This is a genomic window from Melioribacteraceae bacterium 4301-Me (assembly GCA_041538185.1).
Lineage (GTDB): Bacteria > Bacteroidota > Ignavibacteria > Ignavibacteriales > Melioribacteraceae > Pyranulibacter > Pyranulibacter aquaticus.
On the sequence record JBGORM010000008.1, the window covers coordinates 71,956 to 92,475 of the forward strand.

The following is a 20,520-nucleotide window of genomic DNA, read 5'->3' on the forward strand; positions in this document are numbered from 1 at the left end:
CGTTAGGAGAACTAAATGGATATCTCAAGTACTTCCGCAAATGCAATAAGCACGACTATCAATGGCGAAAAAAATTATACGCCCGCTTTAACTATCTTAACTTCTCTTTTTTTTATGTGGGGATTTATAACATGTTTGAATGATATCCTTATTCCACATCTAAAAGCAATATTTTCATTGAATTACACACAAGTGATGTTAATTCAATTTAGTTTTTTTACTGCTTATGCTGTTGTTTCTTTACCTGCTGGAATGTTAGTCGAAAAAATTGGATATAAAAATGGAATTGTTTTTGGTTTAATAACAGCTGGTGTGGGATGTTTATTGTTTTACCCTGCTGCAGAGTATCAGTCTTACGGAATATTTTTAGTAGCACTTTTTATATTAGCATCGGGGATAACAATTTTGCAGGTCGCTGCTAATCCTTATGTTGCAATTCTTGGTAAGCCTGAAACTGCATCAAGTCGACTTAATTTAACTCAAGCATTTAATTCGTTAGGTACAACAATTGCTCCATATTTTGGCTCACTATTAATACTTTCAGTCGCAGTTAAAACTGCTGAAGAGTTAAAATCGCTTAATATGGAAGAACTTAATGCTTATAAATTGGCACAAGCCAGCGCAGTGCAAGTTCCGTATTTAGGATTAGCTGCATTATTACTTTTAATAGCTGCAGTTTTCGCATTTATAAAACTCCCTAAAATAGAGGGTGGTAATGTGGAAGGGGCTATAGATTTGAACAGCTCCTACGATCATTATCATCAGAGTGCTTGGAAGTATAGGCATTTAATACTTGGTGCAATAGGTATTTTTGTTTATGTAGGTGCTGAAGTTTCTATTGGCAGCTTCCTTGTTAACTACATTGGTCAGCCTTTTATTGCTGGACTTCCGGAATCTCAAGCCGGTAAACTGGTCTCCTTTTATTGGGGTGGTGCTATGGTTGGCAGATTTATCGGCTCGGCAGTCCAAAGAAAAATTAAACCTGGAAGCGTGCTTGGCTTTAATGCCTTTATGGCGGTTGTTCTTGTTATTGTTTCTATGGCTACATTTGGCAAAATAGCTATGTGGTCAATTTTGGCTGTTGGTTTTTTTAATTCGATAATGTTCCCTACAATTTTTACGCTTGCAATTGATGGACTGGGTAAACATACAGGCCAAGCATCTGGCATTTTGTGTATGTCGATAGTTGGCGGTGCTCTAATTCCCGTTCTGCAAGGTTACTTTGCTGATAATATAGGAATTCATCACGCATTCTTTTTGCCTATAATTTGTTATTTATATATTGCTTATTATGGCTTTAAGGGTCATAAACATGAATATCAGCTTGCAGCTATTTCAAAATAATTCCAAACTAAAGAGTAAATACTATGGGTAAAAAATCTTTTGTTATTATAATATTTGTTTTTATAACGGCACTTTTTGCCGGTACAGGCTTTTACAATAACAGCGGTTTAAGAGAAGACAAACAAAATGTGACTTATCAGACGGATATGAAAGTGATAGAACAAAAAGTAGCAAACTTGCTTTCTCAAATGACACTTGAAGAAAAAATTGGTCAGATGACACAAGTAGATTACAATGCAATTAAAGACAATCCTCAGGATATAGCAAAATATTTTATTGGTTCAGTTTTGTGGGGCGGCGATTCTGAACCGCCTGATACTTACCCAAAAACTTGGCTGAAAATTTCAAATGATTTACAAAGCTACGCTTTTAAAACAAGATTAAAAATTCCATTGATATTAGGTATAGATGCCGTTCATGGGCATAATAACGTAAACGGTGCAACAATTTTTCCGCATAATATTGGTTTAGGCGCAACTCGAGATGCCGAGCTTGTAGAAAAAATAGGTAAAGCCACTGCAGCTGAAATTGCTGCTACAGGAATTAATTGGAGTTTCGCTCCATGTATTGCAGTTGCCAGGAATGAAAAATGGGGCAGAACTTATGAAAGCTTTGGTGAAACACCTGATATAGTAAAAAATCTTGGCGCAGCTTTTATTAAAGGCTTGCAGGAAGAGATCTTTAAGGATAATACTTCAATTGTTGCATGTGCTAAACATTATCTGGGTGATGGTGGAACTTTTAATGGAGTTGACCAAGGCAATGTTGAATGTAGCAAAGAAGAATTGTTCTCTATTCATTTGCCTCCTTACCTCGAAGCAATTAAAAACGACGTTGGTACGATAATGATTTCCTATAGCAGCTGGAATGGTGTTAAGATGCACTCGAATAAATATTTAATAACAGAAGTATTGAAGAAACAATTGGGGTTTAACGGCTTTGCAGTATCGGATTGGGCCGCAATTGACCAGCTGGGAGATGATTATAAAGATGATATTGAAAAATCAATAAACGCTGGCTTAGATATGATTATGATTCCTAATAAACCCAACGAGAAAAATAATTATGTTCAATTTGTTACTTATTTGAAAGAATTAGTGAATGAGGGCAAGGTTTCACTTGATAGAATTAATGATGCTGTTAAAAGAATATTAACAGTCAAATATAAAATTGGTTTGTTTAACAGAACCTTTGCTGATACCACGCTCTTAAAAAAAATCGGTTCAAAGGAACATCGTCAACTTGCTCGCCAAGCTGTTCGGCAATCTCTTGTTTTGTTAAAGAATGAAAAGAAAATTCTGCCTCTTGCTAAAAATCTAAAACGTTTGCATGTTAGCGGTAGTGCAGCTGATGATATTGGAATACAATGTGGCGGCTGGACGATTACATGGCAAGGCAAACCAGGTAATGTTATAGAAGGTGGTACTACGATTTTGACTGCAATTAAAAAAGCCGTTTCCCCAAAAACTCAAATTACTTATTCTGTCGATGGAACAGGTGCCAAAGGTTCTGATGCTGCTATTGTTGTTGTTGGTGAAAAACCCTACGCTGAAATGATTGGCGATAGAAAAAGCTTGTATCTTTCCGAAGAAGATAAAAATACTATTAATAATCTTAAAGCATCAGGAGTTCCATTTGTTGTTCTGCTCCTTTCCGGAAGACCATTAATTATTAATGATGAATTAGAAAAAGCTGATGCTTTTATAGCAGCTTGGCTGCCTGGTACAGAAGGTGACGGAATTGCAGATGTTTTATTTGGTGACTTTAAACCTACTGGTAAACTGCCCTGCAGCTGGCCTAAATCCATGGATCAAATTCCAATTAATTATAATGATAAAAATTATGAACCATTGTTTCCTTACAGCTTTGGATTAAGTTATTGAGTTTTTCTATAGAAGAATGAGGCCTTATTATGAAGAATTTTTTTATATCGGCATTAATTTCTTTATTAGGTTTATTACTTATTCGGTGTTCAACAATGGATAAAGCAATAAATATTAAAGGAACCCAAACGGCGGCACATTTTCGGGCAACAATCACAAAAAATGTTGAAGCGAATTATTTAATTTATCTTCCTGAAGGATATAACGACTCTAATAAAAAGTGGCCTCTTCTTTTATTTTTGCATGGTGCAGGCGAAAGAGGTACGGATATAAATTTAGTTAAAAAACATGGGCCGCCAAAATTAATTGACGAAGGAAAACAATTTCCCTTCATAGTCGTTTCTCCTCAATGCCCTCTTAACCAAAGATGGTCAACGGACGTCCTTATAAGTCTATTAGATGAAATAGAAAAAAATTATAATGTGGACTTAAGCAGAGTATATTTAACTGGTTTAAGTATGGGCGGATATGGTGCATGGCAGTTAGCTATTGCGTATCCAGATAGATTTGCTGCAGTAATTCCAATATGCGGGTGGGGTGATACTTTTGAAGTTTGCAAGCTTAAAAATGTGCCTCTCTGGGTTTTCCATGGTGCTAAAGATAATGTTGTCCCTATTGAAGCTGAACAAAGAATGGTTGATGCATTAAAACAATGCGGTGGCAACGTTCAGTTTACTATTTATCCCGAAGCAGGACATGATGCATGGACAGAAACTTACAACAATCCAAATTTGTACGTGTGGATGCTGCAACAAATTAATACTAGAAGGAAGTAATTAAATAAATTACTATTACAAAACTTTATTTCGACGCTGTGGAACTTTGTGTTGTATTGATGGAACTTAGTGAAGCAAAAATTTACGACTTAAGTGAGTTCCACAAGGCTCTTTATGACTATTTCCAGTAAATTTTTTAGATAACTATAAATTGGAAATCTATGGAGCATACTTATAAAGCTATTTCATTTTTGTTTTTACTTTTCCTTACCCCCATCAGCGCACAACAGAATCAATTTGTAAAAGTAGAAGGCAAAAAATTTATCAAACCGAATGGTGAGACTTTGCTGCTTAAAGGAATTAATCTGGGTAACTGGCTTAATCCAGAAGGATACATGTTCCACTTTAAAAATGCTAATTCTGCTCGTTTAATTAATGACGTTTTTACGGAACTGCTTGGACCAGAAGAAACAAAAAGTTTTTGGAGAAGTTTTCGTGAAAATTATATCACTCAAGAAGATATAAAATTTATTAAGAAAATAGGTCTAAATTCAATAAGAGTACCTTTCAATTTTAGATTGTTTTGTACTGAAGAATATCCTGCCATTTATAATGATGAAGGATTTCAGTATTTGGATAGTTTAATATCGTGGTGCAGCAAAGTTGGTTTGCTTGTAATTTTGGATATGCATGCTGCACCTGGCGGACAGACTGGAGATAATATAGATGACAGCTGGGGCTATCCATTTTTATACGACAGTGAGGCAATGCAAAATTTGACCGCAGAATTATGGCAGAAAATTGCTTCTCGTTACAAAAATGAAACAACAGTATTAGGCTATGATCTTCTTAATGAACCTATACCACATTTTTTCGATCAAAATTATTTTAATCCCAAACTTGAACCGCTTTATAAAAAAATAGTTAGTGCAATACGGCAAGTCGACACAAACCATATTATATTTTTGGGCGGTGCCCAATGGGATACTAATTTCAAAGTTTTTAACGAACCATTTGATAAAAAATTGGCTTACACATTTCATAAATATTGGATGCCTATTCAACAAAAAGAAATTCAAGAATACATTAATTTTAGAGATAAATACAACGTTCCTATTTGGCTTGGAGAATCGGGAGAAAATAAAGATGAATGGATTAGTTCTTTTAGAGAGTTATTAGAAAAAAATAGTATCGGTTGGTGCTTTTGGCCTTATAAAAAAATGGATTCGCAAAGTTCAATAGTTTCCTTTTCAAGAACAAAAGAATGGGATGAAATAATAAAGTACGCAAACTCTCTTCGAAATAATTTTGAAGCTGTAAGAAAAAACCGCCCCTCAAATCAAATTATAAAAAAGGCTTTTAATGATCTGCTTGAGAATATAAAACTAAAAAATTGCAAAATTAATAACAGCTATATAAATGCTCTTGGATGTAAATTTAAAAACCATCCCTAAGTAGAAAGTAGAGGCAGTTATGAGAAAGAAGGATTTTCTTTTTTTATTCGCAGCATTTCTTTTAACCACGGAAATGTTAGTTGCTCAAAATCTTCCATATAAAGATAAAACAATGTCTGTAGACAAAAGGGTGGAAGATCTGTTAGGCAGAATGACTCTCGAAGAAAAAATAGACCTTCTTGGCGGTACAGGTTTTGCTACCAAGCCTAATGACCGTTTGGGAATTCCAGAATTAAAAATGTCAGACGGACCAGTAGGAGTTCGATGGGGAAATTCAACTGCGTTTCCTGTATCGATTGCAATGGCTGCAACATGGAACCAGGAAATTGTAAAAGAAGTAGCAAAAGGAATAGCCCACGAATTAATTGGTAAAGGCAGAAATGTTATACTGGGACCTTGTGTAAACATTGCAAGAATCCCTCAAGGCGGTAGAAATTTTGAGAGCTTTGGTGAAGACCCATATTTAACTTCCAGAATAACAGTAGCTTATATTAAAGGGATACAAGAAAATGGTGCCGCTGCAACTGTTAAACACTTTGCAGCAAATAACCAGGAATATGAAAGGTTGTACATTGATACTTGGGTAAGTAAACGTGCTTTAAACGAAATTTATTTTCCTGCTTTCAAAGCTGCTGTTACTGAAGCTGATGTACTGTGTGTAATGTGTGCTTACAATAAAGTTAATGGGAGATTTGCTGCCGAAAATGATTATTTATTGGATGAAAAATTGAAAAAGGAATGGGGATTTAAAGGCTTGGTTATGTCAGACTGGGGAGCTGTGCACTCCTCTTTACCAACTGCAAATGGAGCACTCGACCTTGAAATGCCAACTGGGAAGTATATGAATAAATCTACTTTGTTAGATGCTGTTAAAAATGGTGAACTTCCTGAAAGTAAAATTAATGAAAAGGTTAGAAGAATATTGACTGTAATTTTTAAACTGGGATTGTTTGATAAAGAAATTAAGCCAGATGAATCAATGATTAATAGCAAAGAAAATAGGGAAATAGCTTACAAAACTTCATTGGAAAGTATCGTACTCTTAAAAAATACCGACGGAATTCTTCCTCTAAAACAGCATAATATAAAAACACTTGCTGTTATTGGTCCTAACGCAAATAAAGCAAGAACTGGAGGTGGAGGTAGTGCTCTCGTCTCCCCTATTAATCCCGTGAGCCCTTTAGAAGGATTAAAAAACAAAATTAACAAGAAAATTAAAATTGAATTTGCACAGGGAGTAGTAATGGAGGGCGACGAAGAGGGAATTAGCAGCAAATATTTTTTTACTGATAGTTCAATGCGAAAAAATGGTTTGAATGCAGAATACTATAATAACATGAATTTATCAGGAGTGCCTAAACTTGAAAGAGTCGATGATGAAATAAATTTTAAATGGCATGGGGGGAGTCCAGATTCACTAATTGAAAAAGATAATTTCTCTGTTAGATGGACTGGCTTTTTAAAGGCGCCAAAATCTGGTAAATATACTATAACTGTGACAAGTGATGATGGTTCAAGAGTATTTTTTAATAATGAGCTTATGATAAATGATTGGAACGACCACGCATTTGAGAGCAGAAGCTTTGAAGTAACCTTAGAAGAAGAAAAATTATATCCAATAAAAGTGGAGTTTTATGAAAACGGCGGCGATGCAGGAATAATTTTAGGATGGCGTTTGCCAGGAGAAAATTTATTGCAGCAAGCAGTTCAAATTGCTAAAAATGCTGACTGTGCCCTGCTTTTTGTAGGGGATTCTTATAATATAGAAACCGAAGGAAAAGATAGGGATAATATTGAGTTACCGTATAATCAAGATTTGCTTATTCAAAAAGTTGCTGAGGTAAATAAAAATGTAATTGTCGTGTTGGAAACCGGTTCACCTGTTGTAATGGATAAATGGATTGATAAAGTTAAAGCTGTTGTTGAAGCGTGGTTCCCCGGTACAGAAGGTGGCAATGCAATAGCTGATGTATTATTAGGAAATTATAATCCTTCTGGAAAATTACCAATCACATTCCCTAAAAAATGGGAAGATTGCTCAGCTTTTAATTCATATAAAAAATATGAGGCAAGAACTTACTATGCCGATGATATTTACGTCGGCTATCGCCACTTTGATAAATATAATATCGAACCTTTATTTCCATTTGGCTTTGGTTTATCTTACACTACTTTTTCTTATAGTAACATTAAGTTGAACAAGAATGAAAACAATATTACTGTAACTTTTGAACTAAAAAATACGGGCAATTTACAGGGCGAGGAAATAGCCCAACTTTATATCTCACCAATTAACCCTAAATTAGATAGACCAGTAAAAGAGTTAAAAGCATTTAAGAAAATTTCTCTACAGCCTGGTGAATCAAAAGTTGTTGAGATGACAATCGATAAAAATTCATTTGCTTATTTTGATGAGAAATCTGACTCATGGAAAATAGACCCAGGCAAATACAAAATTTTAATTGGTTCTTCTTCAAGAAATTTGCCATTGGAAGTTGATGTAGATCTGTGAGAAATTTAGGTTATTAAAGACGTATGATTATTGTGCTGATTGCTGATGAAAAGGCGGGATGACCCCGCCCCTACATTGATGAAAACTGACGATTCAACAATTGTAGGGTCGAGATCTCCTCAACCTAATCTTGGTGAATTTGTTACTGACAATCATATTTAGAATAATCATGAACAAGAAAAAGCTTAACAGTAAAAAAGTAATAATTGTTTTTCTTGTTTTATTTCAAACATTTCAGTGCTGCTTATTTGCACAGACAATTGAGGACCGGATAAATAACATTATTTCTCAAATGACAATTGAAGAGGAAATTCAGCAGCTTCATAAAGAGGGTGGATTTAATACTGCTGATAATACGAGATTAAAAATTCCTGGGTTTATTATGTCAGATGGTCCTCATGGTGTTCGGAACGGATATGCAACCTCGTTTCCAGTTGGTATTGCCCTTGCAGCTACCTGGGATACCAACATTGTACGGCAAGTAGGGATTGCAATGGGTGAAGAATTTCGAGGCAAAGGTATTAATCAAGCATTAGGTCCTTGTCTTGATTTAACTTTAGACCCAAGAAACGGCAGAAGTCCAGAAAGCAGCGGTGAGGACCCCTATCTAAGTGCAATGATAAATACCGCTTTAGTTATAGGTATCCAATCAACTCCTACTATTGCAACTGTTAAACATTTCTTCAGCGAATATAAACAAGCGGGCAGGACACAAAATAATTATTTAATTTCTGATAAAATGATGATGGAACATTATGGTCTGCAGTTTAGAAGAGCAATACAAATTGGCGGAGCTATGAGTGTAATGAATGCATACAATTTAATAAATGGAGAAAAATGCGGAGAAAGTTATAATCTGCTTACTAATATTTTAAGAAAGAAATGGGGATTTCCTTTTTATGTAGTTTCAGACTGGGGCTCTTTGTGGAACGCTCAGAAAGCAATAAATGCCGGCTGCGATATTGAAATGGGTTCTGATTTATATCAAACTAACCTGCTTAATCTTTACAGAAATGGTATAGTTTCAAAAAATGTAATTGACGAAGCAGTACGCAGGGTGTTAAGGACAAAAATTACTGCGGGATTATTAGACTATTACCCACCAGGTGACCCGTTGGATGTAAATAGTATCCAGCACCGAGAAATATGCCTTCAAGCTGGAAAAGAAAGTATAGTATTATTGAAAAATCAGGATAATATCTTACCATTAAATAAAAACTCAATTAATAAAATTGCTTTGATTGGTCCTTCTGCAGGTGTGATGATTACAGATGGCTCAGGCAGCAGTTGGGTTGAACCATTATTCAAAGTTTCTCCTCTTGATGGAATTAAAAATTATGTTGGCGAAAATAAAGTCCTATACGCTAAAGGATGCGACATTGCTAATGGCTTTGCAAGCGATATTTCAGATGCAATTAATTATGCAAAACAAGCAGATGTGGTAATTTACTTTGGCGGATTAGATGGCACACAAGAAGGTGAAGGCTTTGACCGTGCAAACGGCTCAATTGAATTGCCTGGCAAACAAAAAGATTTGATTAAGTATTTGTCATCGGTCAATAAAAATTTGATTGTTGTCCTAATAAGTGGCGGAATTTGTGGTGTTAATTACTTTATAAATGATATTAAAGCTTTGTTATATGCGTTTTATCCCGGTCAGGAAGGTGGTAATGCAATTGCACAAGTCTTGTTTGGCGATTATAACCCCAGTGGTAAATTGCCAGTTACAATGCCTGTAAATGATTCTCAACTTCCACCGCAAAATTTTAACTTTGATGACGATTACGGCGGCGGATATAGATGGTTTGATAAACAAGGTCTTACACCGCAGTTTGCTTTTGGCTTTGGACTAAGTTATACAACTTTCTCTTTTAGTAATCTTTTTGTATCTCCTCAAACTGCTTCAGCTGGACAAATAGTTAATGTTAGCGTAGATATCACAAATACTGGCAATTTAAATGGCAACGATGTTGTGCAACTTTATTTATCTTACAACGGGAATGAAGGTGATTTATCATTAAAACAGTTAAAAGGATTCAAACGCGTCAATCTTAATCCAGGTGAAACTAAAAATGTTATTTTCCAGATTACACCAAATGAACTTTATGTTTATAATGAATCTACAGGAAATTATGAAGTAAAGAGTGGATATTACATAGTAAAGGTCGGAGACTCATCCGATAATTTACCTCTTTCTTCGGGTTTTGAAATCACACCAGCAGAGCCACTGCCAGATTTGCAGATTGCAAATATTAGAACTATTCCGCCGTATCCATTAGTAGGGGATACAGTAAGGTTCATAGCATCAATTATTAATTATGGAACGGGCGCAAGTCCAAACGGAGAAGCACACGAGGTAATATTTAAAGTAAATGAAGTACCAATCTGTAAATCGGATGAACTTACTAATTCAATACCTGCTGGCGGAATGGCGTTAGCTAATAGCAACAAAAGCATAAATAATTCTTATAACTTTTGGGTTGCTGATAAACCTGGTACTTATTCCATTGAAGCAGAGGTAAATAGTAATAACCTGATTTCTGAAACTATATACTCAAATAATACAAAGCGTTCTGAAGTAAAAGTTTATAATTTGCCTCCTCAGAATTTAGCATTGAATAAGACTGTCTTTGTTTCTTCAGTAGAAAGAGCTGGACTGGAAGGTGAAAAGGCGGTTGACGGCAGTTATTCAACCAGATGGTCTTCACAATTTTCAGACCCACAGTGGATTGTAATTGATTTTGGACAAACAATTGAGTTTAACCAAATCAAATTAAATTGGGAAACAGCTTACGCGAAAGAGTATTTAATTCAAATTTCTGATGATAATTTGAATTGGAATTCAGCAATAACTTTAATTCACCAAACTGATGGGAAAGGCGGAATTGAAAAATATGATGTGCAATCAAAAGGACGTTACTTGAGAATCTATGGAATAAAAAGAGCAACACAATGGGGTTATTCCTTATACGAAATAGAGGTGTTTAATGTGGTAAATACAACAAATGTTAATGAACATCTAAAGGTTACCCCACAGAATTTTTTGTTAGAACAGAATTACCCTAATCCTTTTAATCCGTCTACTGTTATTCGTTATCATATTTCGGCAGCTGATGCACTCAAATCAGTTGAAGTACATGTCAAATTAAAGGTTTATGATTTATTGGGAAGAGAAGTAGCAACTCTTGTTAATGAAAGAAAATCACCAGGCGTTTATGAAATTAAATTTGACGGTGCTAAATTACCAAGCGGCGTGTACTTCTATCGCATAGTGATCCATTCGGATAGACTTGAAGTTGGGGATTTTATTTCGACGAAAAAGATGATTTTATTGAGATAACGAAAGAATATAACAAAACAGAAACAAACGAACTTTATGGATTTGATATTTAGGTTTTTGTGTGCTTGGATTATTTTTCTCTAAAACTCATTTAACTAATATTTGGATTTTATTATGAACTATATTAAAATTTTATTAATGCTGATAATATCCGTATCTATTAGTTCATGCCAAGATACTTCTAAACCTACAGAGGCAGATACAACTGACTTGCCTGGCTGGAAATTAGTTTGGTCAGATGAATTTAATTATACAGGTTTACCTGACCCGCGCAAATGGAGCTATGATGTTGGGGACAATGGCTGGGGAAACAATGAAAAACAATATTATTCTGCTTTTAGATTGGAAAATGCAAGAGTTGAAGATGGTAAACTAATTATTGAAGCCAAACGCGATTTTTATTTAAACCATGAATATACTTCGGCACGTTTAGTTACTGCAAATAAAGGCGATTGGACTTACGGCAGATTTGAGATAAAAGCAAAATTGCCTTCGGGCAGAGGAACGTGGCCAGCTATCTGGATGCTGCCTACTGATTGGTCGTTAGGCAATAAAGGCTGGCCAGATAATGGTGAGATTGATATTATGGAACACGTTGGTTATGATCCTGGCGTTATTCATGGTTCAATTCATACTAATAAATATAATTGGGTGGATAACACAGGCAAAACAGCAACTTTAAAAATTTTAGATGCTACAACTTCTTTCCATACCTATGCGCTTGAATGGGATTCTACTGAAATTAAAATCTACGTTGATGATATAAATTATTTTACATTTAATAATGAACGTAAAGGCTGGGAATATTGGCCGTTTTTTAAGGATTTCCATCTTTTGTTAAATATTGCAATTGGTGGTAATTGGGGCGGCGCTCAAGGCATTGATAATTCTATATTCCCACAAAAAATGGAAGTTGACTATGTTAGAGTTTATAAGAAAATTTAGATGTGATTTGTTTTGTCCAAGTAAATTTTTTAATAGACATGAATTTAGCACCAACCTAATTAATTGTATTAATAATTAGCTGAAATTTGACCATATCATATTACAGATTGTATTTTTTTAGAAGTGACTCAACTGAGTTTTTTAGAATATCAATCGATACTGGCTTAGTTAAAAACATGTCAATTCCTAAATTGATAATATTTTTTCTTTCCTTTGCATTTACGTCTGCAGTTAAACATAATATTGGGGTTTTCGTGAATAATGGGTTAGTCTTTATTTCGTGTACTAATTCAATGCCGCTTTTACCCCCTTTTAGTGAAATGTCCATTATTATAATATCATAATTTTTGTTGCTGTATGTGCTGTAAAATTCTTCTGCAGAATCGCATAAATCTACTTTAAAATTTTTATCAAAAATACGCGGAAATACTTTTTGAACTAAATAATCATCTTCAACAACTAACATATTCCTCATTGAAATTACTCCTTTAGTAAAATTTTCTGCTTCATAAATTTTTTAATATAACGCGAAAAGTAGAACCAATACCCTTTTCACTTTCGACTTCAATATTAGCATTGTTTAATTCGCAATATTTTTTTACTAATGCTAATCCAAGTCCATTGCCTTCATAAGTTCTCGAGTAGCCGCGCTCTTCTTGGACAAAAGGCTCAAAAAGATGACTAAGAAATTCTTTGCTCATTCCTATACCGGTATCACTTACTTCAACAATTATTTCATTTTGTTCGTTACTTTTAATGCTGATTTCCACCTTCCCTTTTTTTGTATATTTTATTCCATTGTCTATTAAATTTGCAAAAATTTGTGTTAAGCTGTATTCATCGCCTGTAATTATTGTGTTTTCTGTCATGCAATTGTAAATAAGTTCTAGATTTTTACTTGCAGCCATTTGTTTATGTTCATCTACTAATTTTGATAAAACATCTTTGTCCAAGTCAATTTTTTTTAATGTTGGTTTGTATGTTCCTATTTGCATTTCAGACATATTTAAAATTAATTCAATAGTCCTAATTATTCTTTTTGATGCTAATTCAATGCTATCAAAAAGTTCTTTGTTCTTGCTTTTAGAATTTTCTTCCAAGATTCCCTTTAGGATGGCTATGTTGCCTAATATTACAAAAATAGGAGTTCTAATTTCATGAGACATTTGAGCTAAAAATTCTGACTTAAGTTTATTCGATTGCTGAGCCTTGTCTAATGCTTTCTGTAATTCCTTTGTTTTAATGTCCACTAATTTTTTTAATTTTTTCTTTGATTGAAAAGTCTTGACAGCGAGTGAAGTCGTTAAGCATAAAGCAATTATTAAAAGCAATAAAATATAATTTGTTTTCTGCGATAAAAAATTTTTTAACTCAATGTTGAATACTTGAGCTAAGGTAATTTTAGATAATGATTTTTTTGTTGAGTTGGGAACTTCTTGATTTGTTTTATTAATTATTATGTTCTGTTCACTGTTGGTATTTGATTGTGCAAGAGCTGGAATTAGACAGAGTATTACTAATAATATTCTGAATTTTGATGCATATCCGTAAAAATTAATAAAAGTTCTTCCTTTCATTTTTGTGTTCTATTAACGAAAAATTTTTTTGTTAACTGGAAACTAAAGGACAACCGCAAGTTATCGTAAAAGTAATTTTTCAATTCCTCATAATCTGTAAAAAATCTTGGCTGCGCCCTTGTTCAGCCTTTACAGATATTGCTATTTAACGTACACCAAAATTCAAACAGTCTGCACCTTACCGCTATATTAGACTTTTTAAGTATTCTCAGAACAAATTGCTTTGTGATAAACAAATAACATACCACGAAATAAAACACATTATTAGCATATTTGGCTTAACCATTTGATTGCAAATGACTTAATGTGAGAAAGCAGAATTATTTTAAAACAAAAAGTCTAAGGTGTAGACGACTAAAGGGGGCATTTTATATCTGTTATTCATTTTATCAAAATCATAATAGAAAGAAAATTTTAATTTATTGACCTAAAAGTATTTGTTTATTATGTTGTAAAGAGATTAACAGCTACCTGTGCGTATAAAACAAAAGTAAAAATATTTTAGTCGAGGTAAGCATGTATTATCAAATTATACAGAATGCAATTTTGTTAGTAGCACTTTCGACTTTGTATAATCTTGTTTCGCAAATACGCAGAAGGAATGAGAAACTATTTAAGATTATATCAGGGATAATTTTTGGCTGTTTAGCTATAATTGGTATGAGGATACCATTTTATTATTCACCGGGCATTATTTATGATGGTCGCTCAATAATTTTAGTTTTAGCTGGACTTTTTGGCGGTGGTACAAGTGCAATTATATCTGTTATAATTGCTGGAGCCTATCGTCTTGGAATTGGAGGTTCTGGTGTTTGGGCTGGACTTTCTACAATTTTAGGAACAGCTGTTACCGGATTACTGTTTCGGCGGCTTTATAAAAACAAAATTGACAGAATCAGTATTCTTTCCCTTTATGTGGTCGGTGTAATTGCTCACCTTGTCATGTTAGCCTCTCAGCTTCTTATTCAACCATTCCCAAATGGGATAATAGTAATTAAGCAAATTTGGTTGCCTATAATTTTTGTTTTTCCTATTGCAACTTTGCTTATAGGACTTTTGCTTAGGAATGAAGAAAGGCGCTTTCGTGCAGAAGTTAGCCTGGCAGAGAGGGAGGATAATCTGCGAATCACATTAAATTCAATTGGCGACGCTGTGATTGCAACAGATATTGAAGGTAAAATTACCAGCATGAATCCTGTTGCAGAGGAGCTTACAGGCTATAACTTTGAAGATGTTAAGAACAGAAAGCTTGAAGAGGTATTTAATATAGTTAATGCTCAAACTGGTGAGAAAGTTTTAGACCCTGTAAAAAAAGTTTTAATGACTGGTAAAATTGTTGGGCTTGCCAACCACACTAAGCTTATTTCAAAGTCTGGTGAAGAATATCAAATTGCAGATTCAGCGGCACCAATAATTAACGAGGACGGAATTGTTAGTGGCGTTGTTCTTGTTTTTAGGAACGTTACCCAGGAATATAAAATGCGAGAGAATTTAAAAATTAGTGAAGAAAAATTCAGAAAAGCATTTTTTACCAGTCCAGATTCGATTAACATCAACAGATTATCAGACGGGAAATATGTATCAATTAACCAAGGGTTTACTAAAATTATGGGATTTACTGAAGCTGATGTTATAGGTAAAACATCTTTGGAATTAAATATTTGGGTTAATCCAAAAGATAGAGAACGTTTGGTAGAGGGATTAAAAACTAACGGTATAGTAGAAAACCTTGAAGCTCCTTTTAGAGCTAAAGACGGAAGTATCAAGATTGGACTAATGTCAGCAACTATTATTGAACTTGATGGAATTCCTCACATACTTAATATCACTCGTGATATTACAGAGGTTAAAAAACAAGAACATGCTCGCCAAGTTTTATATAATCTATCTAAAATTTCATTCACAGATATTAGTCTAAAAGAATACTTATCAAAAATTCATGAAGAACTAAAAAAATTAATAAAGTCAGATAATTTTTATATCGCATTATATGATAAAGAATTGAATCAATATACATTCCCATATCATGTTGATGAGTTTGATAATTATGAAACAGATAGTCCAACTTCTTTGGATGGAAGTCTTACAGATTATGTAAGAAAGACTGGTAAAGCTTATTTGATAAAAGAAGAAGAGGATAAAAAATTGCGTGAAGCAGGCGAGGTGAAACTTGTAGGCAGCCCATGCAAAGTTTGGATGGGTGCGCCTTTATTTGATTCATCTACCGGCGAAGTGTTAGGAGTAATTGCTTTACAAGATTATAAAGATGAAAACGCTTATACTAAGAATGACTTACTTACTTTAGAAATAGTAGCTTCTCAAATTGGACAGTTTATCCTTCGCGTTAAGGCTTTACAAGATTTGAAATTAGCAAAAGAAAAAGCAGAAGTATCTGACAGAATTAAAGGTGAGTTTATGGCACAAATGTCGCACGAGATAAGATCACCGCTTAATATAATAACAGGATGCGTCCAATTAATTAAAGAAGAAATTAAAGAAAAAAATAACAGTGAAATCTCAGAACTGTTTTTCAGTATAGATAGTGCAACTAAACGAATTATTAGAACCATCGACTTGATTCTTAATTACTCTGAGCTGCAAGCAAGTTCTTTTGAACCTAATTACAAAAAAATCGATTTAAGAGAGGAAGTCCTTAATAATGTCATATCAGAATACCGCATGCTTGCTGAAAACAAAAATTTAAAACTAAGTTTTAATTGTAAAACGGATAACACATTCCTAATCGGTGATATGTACAGTCTAACACAGGTATTTGCTAATTTAATTGATAATGCCATTAAATTTACCAAAAAAGGCGGGATTGATGTAGTTATTGATCGTAATCCACAAAATTACCTTTTTGTAAAAGTGACCGATACTGGCATTGGAATGAGTAATGAGTTTATTCAACATCTGTTTGAACCGTTTAGACAGGAGATAACTGGTTATACCAGGCCATATGAAGGCAATGGCTTGGGATTAGCACTTGTTAAAAAGTATTGTGAAATTAACAATGCAGAGATTTTCGTCGAAAGTAAAAAAGGGGTTGGTAGTGCTTTTACAGTTATTTTTAAATGATGCTGAAGAAAAATTGAAGAAAAATATTGTCGATATTTTAAAGTATGGACTACACTTTAGTAAAAGCGGTTATCTGATTGTTATCTATTAAAACAAAAGCCAAAAAAATTATTTACAGGCTTTTTGAGCTGGCGGACGGATTTGAACCGCCGACCGGCTGATTACAAATCAGCTGCTCTACCAGCTGAGCTACGCCAGCAAATCAAATTTTGAGGCTCAAATCTAATATAATTTGGTTTCCTATGCAATATTTTGAGTTCTATAATTTTTCAGATATTTTTTAAACAAAAAAATAAACAAATGCTTTCTAAAAATGAGTTGAAATATTACTCTCTGCTTCTCCTAAAAAAATACCGCAAAAAAGAAAAAAAATTCTTAGTGGAAGGAGTTAAACTAATTAGAGAAGCGTTAGACTATAATTATAATTGTGAAATTGTTTTTTATACCAATGAGTTTTTGAGCAAATATGAGAGCACTGAAATTTTTGACAGAATAAAATTAATCAGAAAAGTAATTGTTAAAAACGTAGAGTTAAAAAAGGTAACGGATACTCAAAATCCAAGTGGAATTGTAGCTGTATTTAATTTTAAAAATAATACAAAAAGTAAAAGCCATAGCTCTAATTTAATTGTTGGACTTGAAAACATCTCAGACCCTGGTAATTTGGGGACTATCATTAGAAATTGTGACTGGTTTGGAATTAAAGAGATTTTGTTAAACAGTAATTGCGCTGAAATTTATAATCCAAAAGTAATCAGGGCGTCTGCTGGTTCAATTTTTCATTTGAAAATTTTAGAAGCGGAAAACTTTTACGATGAGTTAAATGAATTGAAATCGGCAGGATACAAAATATACTGCAGTGATTTAAAAGGCTGTAATGTTTTTAATTTAATAATTGATAACAAGAGTGTAATTTTATTTTCAAATGAAGCATCTGGACCTTCTCAAAAATTGCTAAAAATTGCCGATGAAAAAATAACTATTCCAAGACTCGGGAAAGCAGAATCATTAAATGTTGCAAATGCATCCGCAGTAATTCTTGCCTTTTTAACAAAAAAAATAGTTTAGTTTCTCTTATATACAATATAATCTATTGATTCGGGTTGACAATTGTTTTGTCTTAATAGCATATTTATTTGTGCACGATGATAAGAAGAATGATTGATAACATGTGTAATAATTTGACTTAAAGTATTAGCATAAGAATTGCCTTTTGTGTTTTTGTAGTTAATTTTTTGATTCAATCCATCCTCGTCAATTTCAGAAAGATAATTCAGCCAGTCATTTGTAGAAGCCTGATGTAAATTTTCCAATTTGTTAATAGGTAAAATCTCCCAGAAATTTTCAATTGATTGGGCTTCATTTTTTACTCTTTGTAGCCAAATAATTTGCGAAAGAATAATGTGTGAAATAAGCTCTAATGCTTTTCCGTTAATACGATTTTTCTTTAATGATTCCATAATTAAAGAATTAGCCCAGTGATTGTAATTAAGCAAATCGATAAAATACTCTATCATAAAATTTCTCCTAAATTTTTTTGTCGAGAAATGACAATAAGTAATTTTAAGCTTAATCAAGAAATTCCCATGCAACACCAAAACGAATTCCTCTTCCATACATTGGGTAGTAAGGGACGACAAAATAATTACCGTCTAAGACGTTTTCGTATGTGAAATAAACTATTGCTGATTTTTGGATTTTCCCGCTTAAGAAAAAATCGAGCTTAAAAAAGGGTGAAATTTCTGATGTAAATATTTTTTTAGCTGGTGAAGAATAATCAGTTATAAAATAAACTGCAGAAATTTCCTTTTCAAAATCAATTACAAAACCGGGTCTGTTACCATAAAGTTTAAAATTAAATCCGGCTTTTAGTTCAAGATTATTGTTAAAAAGAGTATCTAAGTAATAAATTCCACCGCTTGAAAAGTATTCTGGCAGTGTATTTTCTTCTCTAAATTTTGGGAAGAAGTAAGTCATGTTTGAAGATAAAAGTAATTTCCATTCTTTTAGTGTGAATGAGAAATTTATTCCGCTTTTTTGTGTGCTTGAATTTTTAAAATAAATTGCATTAGTACTTTTTAGTGTATCATTTAAAAGTATTGCCGCAAAGTATTGGTTTGAAGACTTTTGTTGAAATAGTCCTAATGAAAAATGAATATTGCTAAGGTTCACTTTCAGTGATGTTTCCAAAGAGCTGATATTGTTCTTACTTTTATTTAGCGGTTGTGTTGTTAAATATTCTTCCCAGACATCGTTCGGTTTTTGAAAGGATGAGTAACCGAAATATAGTCCTGCTGTGGTATCAATGTTTAAAGTAAAATCAATTCCTACTCCCAAATATTGTTTTCCACCGTATTGTAATAATTTTCCGAATATATTTGGATGTAATAAAGTAAAGAAGTCGGGTTTTATAACACCAGCAATAGAATACATATTAAGTGTTTTTGCCGAGGGTAAAAGCGGAGAATTAATTTTTGTATTTTCTAAATTACTATTGAATGTTGCATTTAAAAATTTAGCATGGAATTCTTGTGAAATATTTAATCCGATCGTGTTATAACTGTTATTATGAATAATTTGAGGTGTATTGCTTTGGTAATTTAAATCAGGTCTTTCATTTTGACGAAATTCATTCAATGAATATCTGTAATAAAAAGAAAAGTTGGTTGAGGTATGTTCAGTAAAATTATTTAGTAGATGTAAGTTTAGACTGTGAGCAGTAGTTTTCATATATCTATTTTGAAAATTAACAGGTGCTAAGAAGTTGTCATACAAAATGCTGTTTGGATCACTATGGGGGTAATCAGTTAATATTTTTTGAAAATCTACGCCCCCATTTAATTTTACTTCATTTTTATTGAACGAATAATCTAATATTATGTTAGTAGTTGAAGAAAGCAAATAATGAAAGCGTGAAGAGAATTTCCATCCACTGTAATCGCTGTTAACAAATTTAGAGTCAACAGAGTTGTTTGTAACCTCAAAAAGAGTTTTTAATCTTTTTGATAGAAAAGCATTAAACATTCCATCTACAAAACCCTCGTTGTTTGGTGCTTGATAAAATCTTATTCTTGAATACGGGTGTAATTCTATTTTGTTTCTTGTTATAAATTCGACAGCAGAATTATTAAGAGTAACACTGGCTAAAAAGCTTCGAGGTAAAGATAAAACCACAATTGAGTCAATGCTTTCTGATTGAAAGTAGTTTAAGTCAAATGAATTAGATAATCTGTTGTTTAAAAGAATACCGTTTTCAGTATATGATACTTTTCCCCAGCCGTTGCCGTAAATGGTTACCTCAGAAGGTTGACCAAGCCAGCCTAATTCATTTACATAGCCAAAAGGCAGTAAAAAGAAAAGGTCGCCTGTGTACCTGTAATCTTCAAAATTTATTTTTGTTTTGTTAATTGAGTTTTGAGATTCATTCGAAAAAGTACTTTTTATTGAAATAATTTTTAATGTGTCATTTTTTGTTTGCTTTTCTGCAGATGTTGTATCAGCTATGTTTTTGTTTGTTGAACTTGTAGTATCGAACTTATTAATTACTTGCTGGACATAAAAACTTTTGGCTATGCACCAGTTTGACCAGTAAAAAAATAGAAGTACAAAAATCGCTACGAGTGGTTTTGATGTGTTCATTTAATAAACAAAGTAAATGTGACAAATATAAA

Annotated in this window: 13 protein-coding genes and 1 tRNA gene; 9 read left to right on the forward strand and 5 right to left on the reverse strand. The window is 33.2% G+C overall.

Going from position 1 to position 20,520, the window contains the following annotated elements:
• Positions 1-15 precede the first annotated feature (15 nt).
• From fucP to ABRY23_12625, 7 genes are all read left to right on the forward strand, one after another.
• Positions 16-1,344 (forward strand): L-fucose:H+ symporter permease, encoded by a 1,329-nt coding sequence (gene fucP / locus ABRY23_12595; GenBank protein MFA3783892.1) that lies wholly within the window; start codon positions 16-18, stop codon positions 1,342-1,344.
• A 23-nt stretch (positions 1,345-1,367) separates the two neighbouring features.
• On the forward strand, positions 1,368-3,227 hold the full coding sequence (locus tag ABRY23_12600) for a glycoside hydrolase family 3 protein (protein ID MFA3783893.1): 1,860 nt from the start codon (positions 1,368-1,370) through the stop codon (positions 3,225-3,227).
• Positions 3,228-3,256: 29 nt separating this feature from the next.
• The gene (locus tag ABRY23_12605) at positions 3,257-4,003 is read left to right on the forward strand and encodes an alpha/beta hydrolase-fold protein (protein MFA3783894.1); all 747 of its coding nucleotides are present in this window, start codon (positions 3,257-3,259) and stop codon (positions 4,001-4,003) included.
• Between the two features lie 161 nt (positions 4,004-4,164).
• Positions 4,165-5,397, forward strand: a complete 1,233-nt coding sequence (locus ABRY23_12610; protein ID MFA3783895.1) for a glycoside hydrolase family 5 protein — start codon at positions 4,165-4,167, stop codon at positions 5,395-5,397.
• Between the two features lie 19 nt (positions 5,398-5,416).
• Positions 5,417-7,909: a glycoside hydrolase family 3 C-terminal domain-containing protein gene (locus ABRY23_12615; GenBank protein MFA3783896.1), complete on the forward strand. Its 2,493-nt coding sequence runs from the start codon at positions 5,417-5,419 to the stop codon at positions 7,907-7,909.
• A gap of 169 nt (positions 7,910-8,078) precedes the next feature.
• Positions 8,079-11,249 (forward strand): glycoside hydrolase family 3 C-terminal domain-containing protein, encoded by a 3,171-nt coding sequence (locus ABRY23_12620; GenBank protein MFA3783897.1) that lies wholly within the window; start codon positions 8,079-8,081, stop codon positions 11,247-11,249.
• A gap of 114 nt (positions 11,250-11,363) precedes the next feature.
• Positions 11,364-12,194: a family 16 glycosylhydrolase gene (locus tag ABRY23_12625; GenBank protein MFA3783898.1), complete on the forward strand. Its 831-nt coding sequence runs from the start codon at positions 11,364-11,366 to the stop codon at positions 12,192-12,194.
• 100 nt (positions 12,195-12,294) lie between these two features.
• Here the strand turns inward: ABRY23_12625 and ABRY23_12630 are convergent, their stop codons facing one another.
• Both ABRY23_12630 and ABRY23_12635 read right to left on the reverse strand, forming a co-directional pair.
• Positions 12,295-12,669, reverse strand: a complete 375-nt coding sequence (locus ABRY23_12630) for a response regulator (GenBank protein ID MFA3783899.1) — start codon at positions 12,667-12,669, stop codon at positions 12,295-12,297.
• 31 nt (positions 12,670-12,700) lie between these two features.
• A complete protein-coding gene (locus ABRY23_12635) occupies positions 12,701-13,771 on the reverse strand; it encodes a sensor histidine kinase (GenBank protein MFA3783900.1) in 1,071 nt (356 codons plus the stop codon).
• 516 nt (positions 13,772-14,287) lie between these two features.
• Between ABRY23_12635 and ABRY23_12640 the strand changes: the two genes are divergently transcribed.
• Complete coding sequence (locus tag ABRY23_12640; GenBank protein MFA3783901.1) at positions 14,288-16,849, forward strand: PAS domain S-box protein; 2,562 nt, start codon at positions 14,288-14,290, stop codon at positions 16,847-16,849.
• A 126-nt stretch (positions 16,850-16,975) separates the two neighbouring features.
• Here the strand turns inward: ABRY23_12640 and ABRY23_12645 are convergent.
• Positions 16,976-17,048 (reverse strand) — tRNA-Thr (locus tag ABRY23_12645).
• 101 nt (positions 17,049-17,149) lie between these two features.
• On the opposite strand from ABRY23_12645, the gene ABRY23_12650 reads away from it, so the two are divergent.
• A complete protein-coding gene (locus ABRY23_12650) occupies positions 17,150-17,917 on the forward strand; it encodes a TrmH family RNA methyltransferase (GenBank protein ID MFA3783902.1) in 768 nt (255 codons plus the stop codon).
• Here the strand turns inward: ABRY23_12650 and ABRY23_12655 are convergent.
• Entirely contained in the window at positions 17,914-18,366 is a 453-nt protein-coding gene (locus ABRY23_12655; GenBank protein ID MFA3783903.1) for a DinB family protein, read from the reverse strand. The genes ABRY23_12650 and ABRY23_12655 overlap by 4 nt on opposite strands.
• Positions 18,367-18,418: 52 nt before the next feature.
• Positions 18,419-20,488, reverse strand: coding sequence for a putative porin (locus ABRY23_12660; GenBank protein ID MFA3783904.1), 2,070 nt, complete (start codon positions 20,486-20,488; stop codon positions 18,419-18,421).
• Positions 20,489-20,520: the final 32 nt, after the last annotated feature.